This window comes from Bacillus sp. CGMCC 1.16607 (assembly GCF_042683745.1).
In the GTDB taxonomy this organism is placed as follows: Bacteria; Bacillota; Bacilli; order Bacillales; family Cytobacillaceae; genus Pseudoneobacillus.
In genome coordinates this window covers 1-18,465 of the sequence record NZ_JBHUJX010000006.1, presented here as the reverse complement: position 1 = coordinate 18,465, position 18,465 = coordinate 1, and the positions used below count along the sequence as shown (strand labels likewise).

Sequence of the window (18,465 nt, the reverse complement as noted above, 5' to 3'; positions counted from 1 at the left end):
TTCCTCCATTATGTTCCCCCTATAGCTGATAAAATCAGTTTACAGGAAAGAATTTATTAGGTGAAAAGTGTTCATTGGAAGTGAGCAAAAACTGTTCACTTTATTTTAGCGTTTACACCAGAAGCAATGTCTGAGCCCAGAGTGACAGAAAAAGTTGAGGAAAGATATGCTAGACAAGTAGAAATAGAAATAGAAATAGAAATAGAAACCAAATTCTATATAATAATATTGAATATTGTTATTGTTCAACTAAACGTTGGTTAGAGATGATTAATACTTGGTTTGTGAAACTGGATTTAAAGAATAGTGTATTGTAACCATTTTGGGCTGTAATTATAAAAGAGTATGCCATTTCTGACATACAAATGTAGAATACTTTTTATGATTCATAAGATAGCTAAGAAAGATAAAAGCAATACCTAGCTATTTTATTGATAATGGATTGAACCTTGAATTTTGTTTCCATTTGTATTTTCACAAAAAATGACAAATGGATATTTCATTATTAATGATAATGACTTAAACTTCCAAGTTTTCATCCCCTTCAAGATTTTTTTATTAGTCCTTTCATACGTCTTTTGTAGGGTGTTTATATGATTTTTTCACACCCAATGAAATATTAGAGAAGGTAGTCTTTTACAATATCTTTTTGTATTAAGCGGTGCTCAATTATAAAAAAATATTAGCGAACTTGGACAATTATCTAGGAATTAAGAAACCCACCTAATCGCCATTGATTCCACTGATTTTTCTTTTCTGCTCTACCTGGTACAACGCAATAATCAGATATTTCTGTATTCATTCCTTCAAAAAGAATAGGAATTTGAATATGTTTATTATATACGTACTTTGCAATCCAATTTCTAGCCTCTTGTATCCCCTTCAAGTTGGTATGAAGCATTTTCTTCTTTCCGTCCATCATAATTTCAATTGTGAAAACTTTCATTTTCTTACTACCAGTTATGATGAAATGGCATTCGTTTTCTTTATTAATATTACTTATAATCTGGGTAGGCATACCTGAGGACCGTCGTTTTGATTTAAAGTTATCTGTAACATGGAGAAATTCAGTTAGTAAGTAGTGGTTAATTGAATCTTGAGAAGTATGAATTGTTTTTAATACAGTAATAACATCAGACCATGTTATTCTAATGATTTTAACATTCTCTCCTAATAGTCTTTGGTGCGCTGCTATCTGAGCTTCATCAAGAACACCCCTAATTTTAAATTCAAATAATAGATTAAAATTAGTTCCACAAATCCAGGCATCTGGTATTGATCCTGAATTATCTTCATATATATTTCGTTTATCAATAGCTTTTGTGTACGGAGCAATACCTATTATGTACTCGTGCTCTTTTTCCTCTTGGGGACAGTATTTCACACGAGTATTTATATTTATTTCTTCAAAATTAAATTTTTGTGCAAGCTCTGGTATAAGACCTTTTAGGAATCCAGCAGCTAAACAACAACCATCCCTTGCTAGGATATTCATTAAGATGTTTGTATAATGATCTTCTTCTTGTCCTTGATATTGGAAAATCCTCATTTACTCTTCTCCTTTTGAAAGGCAGTAAGTACAGCTTTTTAAATATATTCTATAAAATAGAGGGCAATGGGATAAATCGCTTATCTTATTTATGAGAAAAGCCGTTCCTCACATTATTGTTAAAAACGGCTTTTATTGTCTTATAATTATTTTTGTTTAAAACTAAATACTTAAAAAGGCTATTAAAATTAGCTAACGAATATTGGTAATATCAAAATATACTCCATCAATTTCCTGCCAATACTTAACCATCGGATTTATCACTTCGGGTTCAGTATAGACCATAGTCCCATCCCATTGAAGTCCAATATAATTATCAATTATTACTTTTTTACTTCTATTACTAGAATCAACTTGTAAGAGCAATTCATCAATAAAAACCTTTGATTTTGCAGTATAGGTCGTATATGCATCATCACTCCATATACTCTCCTTATTATGAACTGTTTTAGAAGGCTGAATATTTAATGATTCTGTAATAGTTTTTGTAAAATCCGAAAAAGTTCCATTATGATTAAAAACTAGTCTCATATTTCTTAGTCTTCCACTTGGAAAGAATTCTAATTGAATGTATCGGACAGCCTTTGCGACTTTTAAAATGATTGGTAATTTGAGCTTATCAATTTCTCGTGTATAAACCCAAATCTGTTCAGGACCCCAACCTGGTCTATAATGTTTTTCATCTGGTTCACCAAGAATATTTACTATTTCTTCCTTAGACATAATTACTCTGGCTCTATCATTTAAAGTAGTTACTAACCCTAATTTAATTGCTTTCGTCATAAACACACAAAATTGGGCTCTTGTTACGGGAGCTTCTGGTTTAAATCCACCATCGACTAATCCATCAATAACTCCAATTTGAGTGATATTATTAATATATTTATAATAAGGATCATGTTTTGATACATCGCTAAAATTAAAAGTGTTAGTAGCCTTTAAATCATATGCAACAGAGATTGCTCTAGCCAATTCCTTTCGAGTAATAGCTTCACTACGTTGATTTCTAGCGATTTCTCCCATCATATTATAAAATATTAATCTAGCAATACTTTTGGATTCATTGCCACTCACATCTATATTCATAATCCGTCCTAACATTAGTGCTGCTTGAGCTCTTGTAATGATTTCATTCGGTGAAAACATATCACCACTGTACCCACTGATTATCTTTCTATTGTAAAGGAACTCAATTTCCTCTCTTGCCCAAAACGAATCACCAATATCTTTAAAGATACTTTTACCAGTTTCCCCTGAAGTGTTCCCATTACTAGGTTTAGTTACATTACCAACTGATTCAACGATTGCCTTTTTATTTAATTTAATGGCTTTGGTAACAAATACACAGAATTGTGCCCTAGTTACGGGAGAGTTGGGTCGGAATGTTCCATCCTTATAGCCTTTGGATATTTCAAATTGTGCTAATGCATCTATATATGGATAATATCCGTTATCGACTGAAACATCATTAAAATTCAACTTTTGCGTTCCTTGTAACGTGTAGGCTACTGATAATGCCTTGGCCATTTCTTTTCTTGTCATAGCTTCATTTCGATTCGTTGCGGCTTCTTTATCTAAAATATTTAGATTAATAAGGTATTTGATTATGCTAGAAGTACCGTTTATTCCTATATCCAAAGCTCTCCCTAACAGTAATGCTGCTTGCTCTCTTGTAATGACTTCATCTGGGGCAAAATCTCCACCATAATAACCACTAATAACATTTCTATTACTAAGATATTCTATTTCCTCCCTAGCCCAATGTGTGTTTCCTATATCTCTGAATTTACTTTCTGCGCAAACTAATGGTACTTCAAAGTTCACCATAAATAATAAAAAACAAAATAATAAAATTGTAATATTTTTCATCAAATTGCTCCCTTTGGAATTAAAATATAGTGGGCATATATAGTTTCTTTTTAAGTTAATAAGGGTACTTAGTTTTCTTTCTATTTACCTTTTTAATCAATTGCGAATTAATTGTGTAAATTCAATTGAACAAATCAGTATATTATGTTGTTAATTATTATGTCAGCATTTCTCTAGACCAGCTAAAAATATTCCGTACTTCCCTCCAAACCATCGAGCAAGTTCTCCTGTTTCTCCATCAGCACTTCACTTATGCAGCTTAAATATGTAGAATGAGTTTCCTTCCAAATTATCACATAAGTTTGGTGGATTACCCATCGTCGTTATTTCCATCGAGAACGTCGAGTTACCTCTTCTTTTCTCTCCTTCAACAACTCCTATTATTGCTTTTCCTACTCAGTTAGCAGCTCACTAAACCCCAACATTAAAAAAAAACATCGTTTTTCACTTTAGGAGATTATCACACAGATTAAAGAGTCTTAACAGGTGGGGACATTTTAACGCTTACAACCACCTTTTGTAAAATTCTCCCCACCATTTCTTTCAATATTCAATTAAACGGAAGCATTTAACCCTTAATACGCAGTATAGGTCTACTACGTAAAATAAGAGTTACTTCACAATATGGCCCCGATTGTTGAATATGACATAAATTAGATTCTTTAACTATACTTTTCCTTTTATATCATACAATAATACGTTCCTTTCATCGTTCTAAAATCTGTGAATCCGTCGTTAATAAGTGCGGTCTTTCAAAACGATCACCGACGGTATTGGGTACCGGTCACCCTCGGTCTACCGAAAACCAACAAAAAACCGCACAAGTGAAAAATCATTGTGCGGCAAAATATGTAATAGTATCAAAATTGGCGGGACTGCCTGGGAATGGAACCCAGCTAACCTGGCACGCAGGTCACAAGCGGTTTTGAAGTTGGTGGAAGGGTCTGATTTTTAGTTATTTCTTAATTTTATTTGTTATCAGAAATCTTAGATAATAAGGGTTAGATGAGGCCTATAGAATTATTTTGTTATCTCTAGTAATTATGAATAATCTATAGTATGTTACCAAAATGTGACCACTAAAGTCGCATACCAAATTGATTTTGTATTAAGAGAGTTTATAGTTACCGACATTTTGATGTTTTAGGAAACGTTTAATCCAATAAATAAAAAAACAGATTATAGGTATTAATTTTCTCTTCCTCCATCCTAAATTTACAGTAGAGGGACTTGGGAAATTCATATTTCAACGGCTTTTTATTGGCGACATAATATACTAAACGCTGTTGGTTCATTAGGTAATCAAACACTAAAAGGTATTGTGGAAAGTGACGAAACATTCTTCTTAGAAAGTGACAAAAGGGAAGAAGTCTATTTCTCACAGAAAACCTCATAAGCGTGGTGGTGTTGATACAAAAAGAGATATTTCAAAGGAACAAATTTGTGTTCTTGTCGCACAAGACCGCAACGGACAAGTCATCTCTTCCATATCCAACACATTAATGCCTATCATAAGCGTTAAAAACAGTTTATGGAGCGTTTCCAAGGGTGGCTACAAAATATTTATATTGGTTTAGATGCCTTGAACAAAGCAAAAAAGTTGCTCACAAAGAACGTGTGAAACAACTTAAAAATCTACTTTTGTCACCGTAGATATGTTAAGAAGTTAATAAAAAGGAGTTGTTTTTTTGAATTTAGTTCTCATCTTCAGGTGTAAAATGTTCGTGATTAAGTCTTCCCAATTCACTTATAACTTTATTATTTTTTAATTGACCAAAAAAGGTATTCATCGGTAGTTCAAATAATTGATAATGTTCATCTTTAGGCAAACGAAACAGCTCTTGTTTCGCTAATTCCTTGCTTGAATACATTCCAATAGGGAAAAAGTTTCCCTCTTAGTATCATTAAAATATATAAATTTCATTTTCTCCCCCCTTCACATAATGTAAATCTATTAAAACGATTAAACTGTTTGATATTTTCCATATAATTCTGACTATAAAAAGCTGGTCACAAAATCAAAGAGATATTTTATATCTTCCGCAACCGCTAGAAGTTCTTCTATATCATCAATTTTATTTAACATGGATATTTGTTCGGAAACACCATTTTTTTGGAAGTGCAAATCCATTTATTTTAAGTCTTACTATACTAATTGAATGTTTTAGTAATGGCTTCCTGTGCTTAATACGAACAAAAACATCTGGTATTTGATGAAACCAATTCCAATATTCTTCTATTTGTTCTTTTGTAGAGCATCATTCAGGCAATCCTCAAATAGCAATTACCTACCTTAATCTTCGTAAAATGGATACTCTACCCAGTGACCTTCATAATTAAACCATTCTCCTTCTGCATCTTGATAGTGTTCGGCTTCCCATTCATCAATGGTATACCTTCTCTCCTCTTTTGCTGCATCCTCACTTTCCCACATGTGATATAGGCGTTCTCGATGCGCAATCTTTCCCGATTTAATAAGCCCACAAGTGGAACACCTACAGTTTCCATGCTGATCAAACTTTATATCATCACTATAACAGTACGTGCAATTAAGTCGCTCACTAGGAAAACTCTCAAGGACAAATTCCGCCTCGCAATAGTCAATGGGTTGTTTAGTCAACATTGATTCAAACTCATCAAGTGTTCTATATTTGAACCAATCCACCATTCTCCTCAAAAAATCATAGGAATTTCTCTGTTTTTTAACAACGGTAGCCCACATAGCATCCTTTAAATTGAGTATCCTTACATATCCTTCCACTGAAGGTTCACTAATACCGGTACCGATTGACATACATTCACTCATAAAGTAGCTAATTTTGTTTACGAGATTTGCACGTATATCTTTGGATACATTAGCCTTAAAGGAACTCATTGAGTATACTAGATCTGTTGGATCTACTTTGCGATTCTTCAAAGTATCCCAATAGACCACATCTTTAACATCTATAAAGCTGTCCTGATAAACGTAATCATTATTCCTACTACCATCCCTCTCTCTCGTATTAAAGTTATATCTATCCAATAATCGTTCATCAAAATCTATCCTGTCAACATCTGCTCCATTAAGCAGTAGTATTAAGACGGTATCTGGATGGTTATTAACCATAGCCAACCTTAGAGCTTCTTCATGATCGGTGTGGATATCTGCCCCCTGTTTTAGTAAGTACATCGCCATATCACTCTGTCCATACGCAGCAGCCTGTTTAAGTGCTATATTATCGTTGGCCTGGATATCTAGACCAAGGCTCACTAGATACTCCATAACACTCACAACACCGAGTGCAGCAGCAGAAGGAAGCATTTTATCACCTACTACTGTTATATCTGCACCCTTTTCAATCAAGTACCGTACGGTTTTTACTGAGCCTGAACTGGCAGAACGTATCAATCCTTCATTCAGTAACTGCTGATACTCTTCCTTTGAAATTTCCTCCATATTCATCAAGGCAAAATCCATAAGGGCTATGCTGTTATTTTGAGCCGCATGTTTAAACACCCTCTCTAAATAGCTTCGAAATTCAGGGCATTTTCTCAAGATAATTTCATACAGCTTGACAATATCGGCACTTTGACTACCTGCATATTTAGCCATGAGTGTGAAAAACTCAGGTAAATTAATTTTGTCATATTCAAAAAAGGTATATACAATCTGCCAAACTGGGATTCCACGTATTATATCTTTTTTTTCTTCGTCCGTCATTGAGCAAATGATACTTTTTAGTTGTGGTATGCTCATTAATTCCTCAATAAGTATATTAATGTTTTTCTCAATAGCAAATTTGCATAACTGCTCAATATCTTCATCCGTATAGTCTGATAGGTTCATTTCAGATAAAACCTTTGTCTGTATCACGTACTCAGCCCTCACAGGGGATAGATCTTTCTGTATTTGCTTAATATCATCAATAATCGAATCCATATTTCTTATATTTCCCATAGTATATTACCTCACCATTCTATTATTTTTGCTGTTACTTTATATTGTCTAAGATGTCAACCACATCACTAAGAAACTGATATGGTTGAAGTACGATGTGATTTCCATAAACATCCGATTCAAGATTGTCCATAAATCGGTCCCAACTACCATAAAATATAGATGTGAAGTTCTCTGTATTGCCTCGGTCAACATAAACTCTAACTTTTGGGGTGCAGCACCAATGTCAAAGTCATCACTCCTTTTCACTGTTTCTCATTACACAAATCACACAGTACTGTAATCCACGATCGAACATCTCTGATCCGCCCAGGATGACCACATTCTTCACAAACGTTGAAACTGTCCTCTTCTGCTTGGCGGATGAGCTTCCCAATATCTCGATTAGGTGAACCTGAAAAGTCAATTCTCATCCCGCCATACTTCTCCTTTACCTCGTAAATAGCGAAGCTTGTTGTATCCAACGACGACATTTGCGTGAGCTGCTCCTCGATTGCTAACGACATCGTCAATAACAACTCTAACCAACCTTCTCCGATCCAGAAGCTTGCAGTTCTCTTATTTCCGTACTCGTCCAACCAACAGTAGAATGGAAATCGCGCGACTAGCTTCTCATCAAACACATTCTTCACCATTGTGCTAAAACTTCCTTCCTATCTATCATCCAAATTATCTGGAACTAGTATCCTTTCTTCTTAATCCACTTGGATAGACCATGAACACAGATGTTAATATATTCGATATCGTTGATATATGTATCGTTATCGAATCGTATAACCCATGTCAGAGTATTTTCTTCTTCGAATCCCAGACGAATTAAACCAAACAGATCGAAATCTGACTGTTCGAATATGTCGTTATCTTCCAAATGCATTAGTCTCGAAAACCACCACGTACTTCGACGTATAAATGTAACTATATGATATTGGCAATAACTTTGAATGAGCATTTGTTTGTCAAACTCATTAATGGCTGGGTCGCAAAACCATTCCCTAATCGGTTCCTGTGATGAAAAGGCGATATAGAATTCATTCCACTTCTCAATTTCAAATCGAAGCATCTCATAATAGAGAGCAGATGACTTTGGGGTTATTTGATAGTGTTTAGATTGCAATAAATCCCTTAGGTCAATCGAATCCCTTTCAGTCGTTTCACGGAACTTCTCATAGATATGAGCTTCGCACTGAACACCTATACGCCTATTTAAAATCGCATGCAGCGCGTCTTCTACCTTGCTACGCCGATCCCAGCAATCGGTTCCATTCTCATGCTCATCAAATGCAATATAGAGATCTACATCACTTATGCATGTTTCTTTGCGTGCGAGTACCGATCCATAAAGACGAATCCAACGAATTTTCAGCGGTTCAAGAGCTTGATAAATAAACTCCCTTTTGGATATGATCTCGTCAAGTAGAGTCCTCCAGAGATTCACCCTTTCTTTTTACAGTTTCGAAGTGTGTAAGAAAATATGCACCAAGGCTCATTAACCCTCTTTAATCACCATACCCGTTTTCAGCAATATCTAAGATAACATCTACCACGTGTTTCAACATATCTTCGAAATCCAAAATTTCCTTACTGTATATCCAGTTTTCTTTTTCCAAGTACAAGAAGGTATTTCAAATACAGCACTCCTAGTTCCACAAAAAACAGGAGTCTCTATCGTAACATCCACAGTCCCATCTGAACGTAAAGAAGAGTGAGTAATCTCTGTCCCAAAAGGATAATCAACAAGGGAGTATGAGACTTCTTAACTTACTGGCTGTTCACCGTTATATATCCAATAGACTTCAAATATGATATTAAGTGTGCACAGCTCACGGACCAGCCCAAGCCAGCTCATGCTGTATACGATTTGAAAAAAACACTCTAGATTTGATGTACTGAGAGGTTCATGGGTAAGGAATAAATTTTTAAAATGATACATTTTCACTAGTGTTGCATTAATACTAACAGAAAATTCAATCTATTTATTCTCGAGAATAAGAGCCAAAAAAGTAAATGGTTCAATAAGGTGGTTCTATCCATTTGGCATTTATTTACAATTAGACATGAGTGACAGCGACAGTTTCTTTATTAAGGAATAGATTTTGTCTCAATTCTCCGAATCCAACTAGTTGCTCTTTTCCAAAGGCTAGCCTTTAAATATCGGCTAATCTGGAGGATCTTGCATTTGCTTTTCGTCTCGATTTGCGCAAGTACATGCAGGCAGTAAACGATAAGCGCAATGAATACTTGATTTTGAATGGCCCATTCACTTTGACCGTAAAATTTCTTGATATTCACATGCTGTTTTAACCATTTGAAAAACAGCTCAATTGCCCAGCGTGATCTATACATCTCAGAAATTTCATCAGGTTCTAGGTCGAACATAGTCTGAAAAAGTTTTCTGCCCGATTTTGAGTAGTGCCAATTAAGACCATCTGATCTGATATTACGGTGGAACCTTTCGGTATTTGGAAATCGTAGATTTCCCTTACGACCGCATTTTTACGTAATCTTGAAAGGAAAAAGTATCCTTCATCAGTCATTCGATCAAAGCGTTCATAATCCAAGTAACCTCGGTCAAACACGTACATGCATTCTTTGTCATCTACCATGACCTCGAGTTGACCACGGTCATGTTCGTTCGCATTAGTGATGACGGCCTTTTCAGGATATGAATGGCCTTCATCCATGAATACTAGTCGCAAATGCAGCTTTACACCAGCTTTAGTCTTTCGAAATTCAGCCCATTTGTGATTCGTTAAATTCAGAGGCAATGTACTAGAATCAATGATTTTCAAAGGCATTTTAAAGGCAGAGTAACTTGTTTTCCTATGAATTTGAGACACCAAATCAAGAAACAAGTGCTGAAATACCTCGGGATTCAATCCGTTTAACCGGCGAGACATTTGTGAAACACTGATTGAATCTAAAGATGCACCTTCTTGAAGATTATCATCAAATAGGCAATCGCTAAGCGCATGCAGGCTTTCCGTTTCATGTAACTGAGCGAAAAGCAATAATTTTAAGAACGAAGAGTCGTTAACTTTTTTGTATAATAGTCTAATTTCAGGGTTTTCACTTTGTCATCAAATAAATGAAAATTTATGGGTGAAACCCATTGTCCAAATGAAGTTTTTGGTGTAATCTTGTCCATGAGATTGGTCCTTTTTATTGGATTTGGACGGGTTACCACCTGACATATCCATTATAAAGGACTTTTTCTTTGCAGAAAATGAAATTATTGAAGATTTAGAGTCTTTTTAATATTGAATTTTTATTAATGCAACACTAATGATACATTTTCACTGGATAAAACCCCATACGTTTAAATTACCCATAAGATATGCGACCTCGATCATGATTACCTAAGATGACAATATGTCTACCTTTAGCAGTTAGTTGTCCAGCAATTTCAAATCGACGCTCACTCTTTGCAAAAAACATATCCCCTAGCCAAAAGACAATATCGTTGCTCTTAACCGTATTCCTTACATTATCAATAATTACTTGATCCATCTCTTCTATCGTATCAAATGGTCTCTGTGAGAATGCTAAATTATGCCCGAAGTGAGGGTCACTGATGAAGAAATAGTCCATGTTACATCGACCTCCGTTCCCCAAATCAACTATTAATCTTCCAATTCTGATAATTCTTCATAATGTTCTTCATAAGGATGTGAAGGAAAGATCCTTCTCAACAATGGGTTTTGAGTATCAATTGCAACTTTTTTGCATTGACAATACTTTAGACCTGCGTCACCTTTTTCAGCCTTTACAACAGTTTCGCAGTGCTTACATTTAATCATGTTGCTTTTGAATTTTTTCATTGGTACCTCCTAAATATTTTTCCCGTATATCAGGGTATTCCCTTAATAGCCTAGCAGTGAACACATCAATATGTTTCATTGATTGCTTGGTTTCAAACAAATCGGGGTCTTCTGGAGCCATACTGAGTTTAATCTCGTATTGAGCAATAATATTTTTACAAATGGCTGAACCTAAGCAGGAATGTAGTTCTTCCAAATTAAGCATATGTATGACTCGAAGCGAGGTCTTAGCCCTCTCTTATGCTCCTATTTGAAAACGAAGCGTTTAACTCAAGCTCTATGAATTCAGCTAGTGGATTACCTAGTGGAGGACCATAAATTTTGTATTCCAGCCCTACATGAGTTAATCTATTATTGATCTTGGAGAGTTCACAAATTGGATTAACGTCAAGACCATCATCACATGTACTGATGAAAAGCAAACGGAGATTTATCAAATTCCGGATAAAGCTCCAGTTCTTTGTATAACTATCCACTACGTAAAGCTCTTGGAGATTAGTAGCGAAGTCACCGAGAAACTTCAGATCCTCCGTCGGCGCATAGATATATAATGTCTCTATATGTGAAAAATGCCTTAAATCTTGCTCCCATAGACCGTTTGTGGCATTGACGTTGAACCTAAGATTCGGCCTAATCATCGGAACCTTCCATGGATAATCATCCTCATCCGAAGGAAGCCGTGAATCATCACGCATGGGAATGTCCAGCTCCCACGAATCGCTATACCATGGGATATAAATCTCCGATGCATCATCATGCGTAATTAGAATTCCTCTGATCTGTTGAATGTCCTCAAGCGTTACTCGTTCCCTTGAGCTGTCTAACTGCGTGAGGACGGCTCTCTCAAACTGTTTGTCTTGAAATTGAATTTCTTTCACGTTGAACACCCCTACTGGTTAAGTAAATCATAATATCCTCTCTAATCACCTCTTCTGCTTTGTTTAGGAATTTGAGATATGGAAATAACATCCTGTTCCATCACTCTAACAATATCCACATTATGACAATTCATAGTAATCCATATTTTACCATTACTGATGGTAAGCTCACTTAGGGAAAATATTTTCTCATACTCTATTTTTTCAAAGCGAAGATTACTTTCATTAAAGACTTCTCTCAATAGTTTAACGATATACTTTCGCTTTAATTGAACTTTTTCAAACAGATTCTTCCTTTGGGTTCAAATCTCAAAAATTGATTTTTTACTTGTCAATTGTTACATTGATTATACTGACTAGCTGATTTTTTAAGAAGGAACAAAATTAATTTTTTTCACCGAATTTTTCTTGTTTTTGTTCCTTAACACTTTCAAAGGGGCACTAATATGGGTAAAAATAGGAGAATAAACCTAAAAAAGGTTGTAGAACGAAGAACGTTTGCGAAATTGCTTTCCTCGTGGATGGACGAAATGGAGATATCGCAAGATGAACTCGCAGAAAAAATATCGAATAACGAACAGATTCCGCATGAAATTGATCCCAGAAACATTCGTTACTATATAAGTGGGAAACGTATACCGAAAAAGGAAGGACGTATAGGGGCTCTTGCGGCGGCGTTAGGCATCCAACACTATGAACTTCATCCCGACTATGAATCGGTAAATTGTGAAGAGGACGAGCCCGACAACGTATATTATTGGAAGGAGTGCATGAAAGAAATAGAAGGAAAGTTACGTGGGCTATCAGCGGAACAGGCAAAATTGCTTTTCACGTCTTATAATGAATTACTATCGATTCCAGCAGAAGCAATTGACATATCCGCTATGTACCATCATTTAGATGAAGAAAGCCAAGCGCAATTCTTAGCATATCTGGACATTCTGCAGGGTGAACCCACCTCCATGTCTTTCACAAAATACGACTTGGTTTTTGCCAGGCTCGAAAGAATCACAAATGTGCCAAACGGCGGGATAATGGATTCATCCGATTTATCTCAACTTTTAATAGCTACGTTCCCCATTAAAGAAAATACCGAGGAAGAAGAAACCTTTTCAAGGTATTTGCTCCTACTCAACAAGGATTTACGTGAAATAGCGAAAGGCTATTTGTCCTTAGACAGTGACATTAAGCGGGGGATGATTTTACGAATTGCCGATCAAATGTTGGTTGTGCAAAAGGCAGCTACCACATAAAATTAACCACCCAATACTCTCATCCTGACTTCCTCATAAGAAATCGGACGGTAATCCGTACATTCCACGGGTACACAGCAATACAAATTCGGGTCGAAGCCCTCATTACGATCATGAGTATGTCCATGAACGTTTGCACGAATGCCATGATCTTGCAAGTGCAACAGATTGGTTAAGGTTAGTGGCTTGTGTGGAAGCAATCGCTGGTGGAGCCCGACCCCTTCTAGCATATTCAAAGAATCGGGCGGTTACAGTCAAGGGCAAGCAGCTCCGCTGTGGTCCTGATTCTATTCTTTAAGGAGCGGTTGTACTATTAGTGGCTCTTTTTTCCGCAATTGATGGCTCAATTCATCTGCAATAATCACTTCATCAACATCATAAATTTAAATTTCAACTCAACTTTTTTTCTAGACGTTTTTTATATCAAATACTCTTCTCAATTAAGTGATTCCAAATAAATAAGTTGCATTATGATCTTATATAATATCATTTTAATATTCGTAAAAATAAAGCCATTTGACATTACAATATTTAAAAGGGTTACATACTCTAGCTAGGAGTACATAACCCAAAACAATTTTGGTATAAAATCACAAATAGTATCCTTTGTTTGTTACGATTCACCTTAACTTTTTAGGAATAGGAATTAATTAATTTACTGACAAAGTTTCTCTAACCTTGACTTTCGCAAGACTCGTTAGTTTACTTAAAATTCCTGCAACCCAACAATCGGGGTCAGATATTATTTTTTTATATAACCCCATTAATCCTTGATACCAATCTAGATAGTGTTGGTATCTGTAAAAATAATCAGTGATATATTCATACGTCATATTTCTAGCAATTAACTGGTATACGTTGTCAACTAACTCACTTTCAATGTTGTCCCGTAATACTCTTTCTAAATCATCAGGAGCGCTTTGTAGGTTACTAAAATCCCATGATAACACGTTTGATATATTGCTTGAAATTAATGAATTCCTAATACCTGCTGCAGGATAGATACTAAAATTATCATAACTCCTTGCATTAGTGGTGTGACCATGACCAATCTTAATTTTATATTTCAACTCATAAACTGAAGTCCAATGTGGTTTTTTATTGATGAGACCATTTAAACTATTTAAAAACACATTATTGTCAATAATATTTTTACAGATTGAATAAAGTCTATCATGATCAATAATAACAGGGACAATTTCATCAATATCTCCAGCTATTCCATCTACCCTTTTTACTATCCTTGTTGTTGTATCACTTTCAATTTTATCTAATATATTGTTAATAATATTATATATATCTGATATCTTTGTTTGAGAACAACCAAAACTTCTTTGAAAGCTAAGTTTATATACGCTTTCATCGAAGGTGATTAAATCTGTTGCTAAATTATGTCTCTCAATTGATTTCTTTATTTCCTTAATTGCGTTATCAGCTTGAGGAGAAATATTAGTTTTTACAAATTCATTTAACAAATCGTCGTCAAGTTCATCTGTGTCTTTTCCTGATGAAACGATCGCACTACTTATAAACTCATCATACTTTGTAAGTAAAAGAGTTACTCCTATTTTCTTTTTTATCTTATTTAATCCAGATCTAACAACCCCAAACACCTTATCATCTGTGGAAAAAGGAGATAAAAAAAGAATCTGATTCACTCTATTACTATTTACTAATGTAAGAAAGTTGGAAAGAATTTCATCATTTTGATTATTCTCATGATCCAAGCCCTGTGTATCCAATACTACAAATGGCTTATCTCTATCATAGATTTCATTAGTCGGTACATGAACAATAATCTCATCAAGAAAATATTGAATTCCTTTAGTTTTCTTATTATTAGATTCTGTTGATGAACCAAATATTGCCTCCATAAACTTTATTCCATCTTCGTTATCTTCTTCAATATTAAATACAGAGTACAAAATTCTATCATTAGTACCATCGAAAACTTCAATTATTCTATCATTTATTGTTTGTTTTAATATTCCAAATATACGATCAAATGCTTTATTTATTAACTCATCTTTACCTAAACCTATATTTTGGCTAAGCTCATCTTCAACAAAACTTTTTAAAGTTCTATCTTTTGATTTACTTTTAAAATTTTCTTTTGCTACCCTTGCAATTTTCACGTAATCATCATTAATAAACTTTTTCAGAATAATAGCTAACTGTTCCTTGATTATAGTCTGACTTATCTCATCTAAAATTTCCGAAAGGTCAAAGAGTGACTTGTTCCTGATAAATATATTATCAAATATTGTTTCAACTAGTTCATCTAACAAGTAATCATTATCTTTGGCATATAAAATAAGGTTACTTGCAAATTCAGTTATTGATATTGCTGTAACTTTATCTCTTATTTCTCCAAAGAATTTTTTCTTGGCACTTACAGCGAAAATATTTTTCGGGAGGTGGGGATCAAAAACATGCTGTGCGGTACATGCTGTTGTTCGGATATGCCCAATTTCCAACTTAAGAAAATCCCGCATATCAATTGTACTCATTCGAGAAATTAATGTGGATTTACCTGCCTTTGATTCAGCAGCAACAATTAAACGAGGATAATAATAAGTTTCTTCTAGAAATGAAGCAAGGTGTTTCGAATAAAACTCCTTAATCTCAAGTTTAGATTTGTTAATTAACGGATGTGTCATTGCACATTCCTCCTTAGATTTAGTTGCGCAAGAATAGGCATTGCTATTCTTGGGTTTATTTACCACTTTATTGTAGTTTAATTCCTAGGATTTGTAAATAAATTTTACTGATTTTTCCCATTTTTTAAAAAAGAGCTTAGGTTATAATTTAATAATATATAAGAACAGTTACTTAACTATAGATAAAGTTTGTTTCTAAGATTACTAAGCAATCATTGATACAGACTTTTTTAAAAATTTTTATTATACCGCTCGGTTAGCTTACACTCTTTCACAAAGTAAGCCCGAAATATAAAAAATAAGCGTACCTTCCAGTACGCCATCACAAACAGCCGTAAATCACGATTTTTTTAATCGAATTTACGGCTTATTCATTTATTTCTACATTCGGACTGAATCTTTTGTGACCAGGGCATGTATTGATTTATAATTTCTGGATTTTGATAGATATCTAGATTAGGTAGATCCGTCAATAACTTCTCCAGATAGTGATAGAAATCTACACCATTTGCTTTTGCAGTTTCAGCCATACTTAAACAAATCGCATTAGCCTTTGCACCAGCTTCGCTTACACTAAACAGCCAATTTTTTCGACCGATCACATTTGGACGAATAGCGTTCTCAGCTGGATTGTTATCTATCTCAATTCGGCCATCACTCAAGAATGCTCTCAAGCCATTCACTCTGTTTAACGTGTATTCAGCTGCTTTCCCAAGTGCGTTTTTGCTATAGAATGGCGCATTTTCAACCCAGTTAAGGAATTTATCAACGATTGGCTTCGAGTACTTTTTGCGTTTTTTCCTTCGTTTACTTGGAGACAAATGTTTAAATTGCCTTTCAAGTCGAAATAGATCATCGCAATATTTAACGCCAATTTGCCCATTTTTACTGTCCGCTTTTAACCAATAACGGCGTACATGTGCCCAACAATTTGCGAAGGTGATATCCTCTATTTTGCCATAGGCAGAATAACCATCACAGACAATCGTTCCAGAAAAGCCTTCAATGAAGCTTTCGAGAACAGACCGAGCACGTGTTAATGAACTCTGAAACAGAACAATGGATGGACCTTGACTCGGCACACTTCGATAAACCCAATTATAGGCATTCGATTGCCCAGACTTTCCGTCAGAGCGGTTGATAATTTGTCCATAGGTCTCATCGACATGCAAAATGGATTTTGCCATCATCAATTGCTTCATTTGTTTGTAAACAGGGAAAAGCCAATCCTGCGCTACACGTATGACCCAATTGGAGAGATTCTTATCATTCGTGTTCAAGCCATAACGTTCCCATTCCTTTACCTGACGGTAAAGGGGCAAGTATTGTGAAAATTTATCATAGATCACCTTGGCAAGTACGCTAGGACTTGCAATACTGCGTTGAATAGGTGGCTGTGGTGCTTTGCCGCGTTTAATTTGCGCTTTTTGAGCTAAATCGCCTTTACAGATTTTGCATTCATAAGCATGTTCAATGTGCTGAACTTTTTTCATTCTTGCTGGTATAAATTCTGCTTCTTCCCGTACGACAGTAATACCAATTTCAATCATTTGACTTTGGCAACAGTCACAATTCGTATTTTCCGGATGATGATGGATAGCCTCTACTTCAATATTTTCATGTAGGGAATCATTTCGTTTTTTCGATTGAACTTTCCGTACAACAGTATAAGAGATCGTCTGTTGGCTTTGATCTCCTGTGTGCTCAGGCTCGCTAAAAGACGGGTCATCATCAAATAATGAACTTTGACCGTCTGGTGCATTATATTTCGTTTTTTCAGTTTTTGATCCATATAAAAGCTTGGTTAAATGGCGAAGTTGGTCGGTTAACGATTCAATCTGTTTAGTAGAATGATCTAGCTTTTTTAATAAATCTCTATTCTGTTGGTTAGAATGAGCCAATTGCTCTTCGAGCAGTCGAATTAATTTCTCGTATTGATTTTCATTCTTAGAAGAAGCGTTTGCCACATCATTCACCACTTTTCGTTCGGTTTCGTCCTTCTAATTATAACGAGTTTGAACAAGGTAATAAACATAAGATTAGTAGTTTTATGTAATTAGAACACACCTTTTGATGAAGGTTGAATGGCCTTTGGCTGCTGGATCGATAGCCCCTCGAGTAGCCACCGAAGTTCCTGTTGAGAAAGATTACGTACCGCCTGTTCATCTTTTGGCCATTGAAGCTTCCCATTATCCAAACGCTTATAAAGCATGGCGAAGCCATCTCCGTCGAAATACAAACACTTATAACGATCTTTTTTCCATCCGGCAAACAAGAATATAGAATCGCCATAAGGATCTAATTCAAGAGAATCCTGGATCAGAGTAGCCAATCCGTCAATGCCCTTTCGCAGTAAGCGTCAAATAATCCCCACCTATTCTGAACTGCCCCCTGTCAAGTAGACAGTGGAAATAATAAAATGATTTAAGCGGCTTTAGCTCTATATTCCATAGGGCTAAGGCCGTTTAATCGTTTTTGATATCTATCATGATTATAAA

General features: G+C 35.2%; 14 protein-coding genes and 2 pseudogenes. 2 read left to right on the top strand and 14 right to left on the bottom strand.

Translation table 11 applies throughout. The features are described 5' to 3' along the window. Positions 1-703 precede the first annotated feature (703 nt). On the bottom strand, positions 704-1,549 hold the full coding sequence (locus ACFSO7_RS01350) for a hypothetical protein (RefSeq protein ID WP_377874648.1): 846 nt from the start codon (positions 1,547-1,549) through the stop codon (positions 704-706). A 192-nt stretch (positions 1,550-1,741) separates the two neighbouring features. After that, positions 1,742-3,418 carry an S-layer homology domain-containing protein gene (locus ACFSO7_RS01345; protein WP_377874646.1) on the bottom strand — a complete coding sequence of 559 codons (1,677 nt, stop codon included), beginning with the start codon at positions 3,416-3,418 and terminating at the stop codon, positions 1,742-1,744. Positions 3,419-4,652: 1,234 nt separating this feature from the next. On the opposite strand from ACFSO7_RS01345, the pseudogene ACFSO7_RS01340 reads away from it, so the two are divergent. Next, positions 4,653-5,071 (top strand): annotated as a pseudogene (locus ACFSO7_RS01340) (hypothetical protein); the annotation flags it as partial. A gap of 41 nt (positions 5,072-5,112) precedes the next feature. Here the strand turns inward: ACFSO7_RS01340 and ACFSO7_RS01335 are convergent. From ACFSO7_RS01335 to ACFSO7_RS01295, 9 genes and pseudogenes are all read right to left on the bottom strand, one after another. Further along, positions 5,113-5,247: a hypothetical protein gene (locus tag ACFSO7_RS01335; protein ID WP_377874644.1), complete on the bottom strand. Its 135-nt coding sequence runs from the start codon at positions 5,245-5,247 to the stop codon at positions 5,113-5,115. A 464-nt stretch (positions 5,248-5,711) separates the two neighbouring features. Then, positions 5,712-7,358, bottom strand: coding sequence for an ankyrin repeat domain-containing protein (locus tag ACFSO7_RS01330; RefSeq protein WP_377874642.1), 1,647 nt, complete (start codon positions 7,356-7,358; stop codon positions 5,712-5,714). A gap of 245 nt (positions 7,359-7,603) precedes the next feature. Further along, a complete protein-coding gene (locus ACFSO7_RS01325; RefSeq protein WP_377874640.1) occupies positions 7,604-7,993 on the bottom strand; it encodes a hypothetical protein in 390 nt (129 codons plus the stop codon). Positions 7,994-8,037: 44 nt separating this feature from the next. Next, the gene (locus ACFSO7_RS01320) at positions 8,038-8,793 is read right to left on the bottom strand and encodes a hypothetical protein (protein ID WP_377874638.1); all 756 of its coding nucleotides are present in this window, start codon (positions 8,791-8,793) and stop codon (positions 8,038-8,040) included. A 644-nt stretch (positions 8,794-9,437) separates the two neighbouring features. After that, a pseudogene (locus ACFSO7_RS01315) lies at positions 9,438-10,503 on the bottom strand (IS4 family transposase). A 176-nt stretch (positions 10,504-10,679) separates the two neighbouring features. Then, positions 10,680-10,946 (bottom strand): metallophosphoesterase, encoded by a 267-nt coding sequence (locus ACFSO7_RS01310; RefSeq protein ID WP_377874636.1) that lies wholly within the window; start codon positions 10,944-10,946, stop codon positions 10,680-10,682. Positions 10,947-10,978: 32 nt separating this feature from the next. Then, positions 10,979-11,176, bottom strand: a complete 198-nt coding sequence (locus ACFSO7_RS01305) for a DUF7695 domain-containing protein (protein ID WP_377874635.1) — start codon at positions 11,174-11,176, stop codon at positions 10,979-10,981. After that, complete coding sequence (locus ACFSO7_RS01300) at positions 11,148-11,381, bottom strand: hypothetical protein (protein ID WP_377874633.1); 234 nt, start codon at positions 11,379-11,381, stop codon at positions 11,148-11,150. Before ACFSO7_RS01300 ends, ACFSO7_RS01305 begins: the two co-directional genes overlap by 29 nt. Before the next feature lie 22 nt (positions 11,382-11,403). After that, positions 11,404-12,054 (bottom strand): hypothetical protein, encoded by a 651-nt coding sequence (locus tag ACFSO7_RS01295; protein ID WP_377874631.1) that lies wholly within the window; start codon positions 12,052-12,054, stop codon positions 11,404-11,406. 446 nt (positions 12,055-12,500) lie between these two features. Between ACFSO7_RS01295 and ACFSO7_RS01290 the strand changes: the two genes are divergently transcribed. After that, the gene (locus tag ACFSO7_RS01290) at positions 12,501-13,307 is read left to right on the top strand and encodes a helix-turn-helix domain-containing protein (RefSeq protein WP_377874630.1); all 807 of its coding nucleotides are present in this window, start codon (positions 12,501-12,503) and stop codon (positions 13,305-13,307) included. A 650-nt stretch (positions 13,308-13,957) separates the two neighbouring features. Here the strand turns inward: ACFSO7_RS01290 and ACFSO7_RS01285 are convergent. The 3 genes from ACFSO7_RS01285 to tnpB all read right to left on the bottom strand — a co-directional run bounded on the left by ACFSO7_RS01285 (position 13,958) and on the right by tnpB (position 18,308). After that, positions 13,958-15,967 carry a hypothetical protein gene (locus ACFSO7_RS01285; RefSeq protein WP_377874628.1) on the bottom strand — a complete coding sequence of 670 codons (2,010 nt, stop codon included), beginning with the start codon at positions 15,965-15,967 and terminating at the stop codon, positions 13,958-13,960. A gap of 371 nt (positions 15,968-16,338) precedes the next feature. Beyond that, positions 16,339-17,934 (bottom strand): IS66 family transposase, encoded by a 1,596-nt coding sequence (gene tnpC / locus ACFSO7_RS01280; RefSeq protein ID WP_377874626.1) that lies wholly within the window; start codon positions 17,932-17,934, stop codon positions 16,339-16,341. 89 nt (positions 17,935-18,023) lie between these two features. Further along, the gene (gene tnpB / locus ACFSO7_RS01275) at positions 18,024-18,308 is read right to left on the bottom strand and encodes an IS66 family insertion sequence element accessory protein TnpB (protein ID WP_377874652.1); all 285 of its coding nucleotides are present in this window, start codon (positions 18,306-18,308) and stop codon (positions 18,024-18,026) included. Between the last annotated feature and the right edge of the window lie 157 nt (positions 18,309-18,465).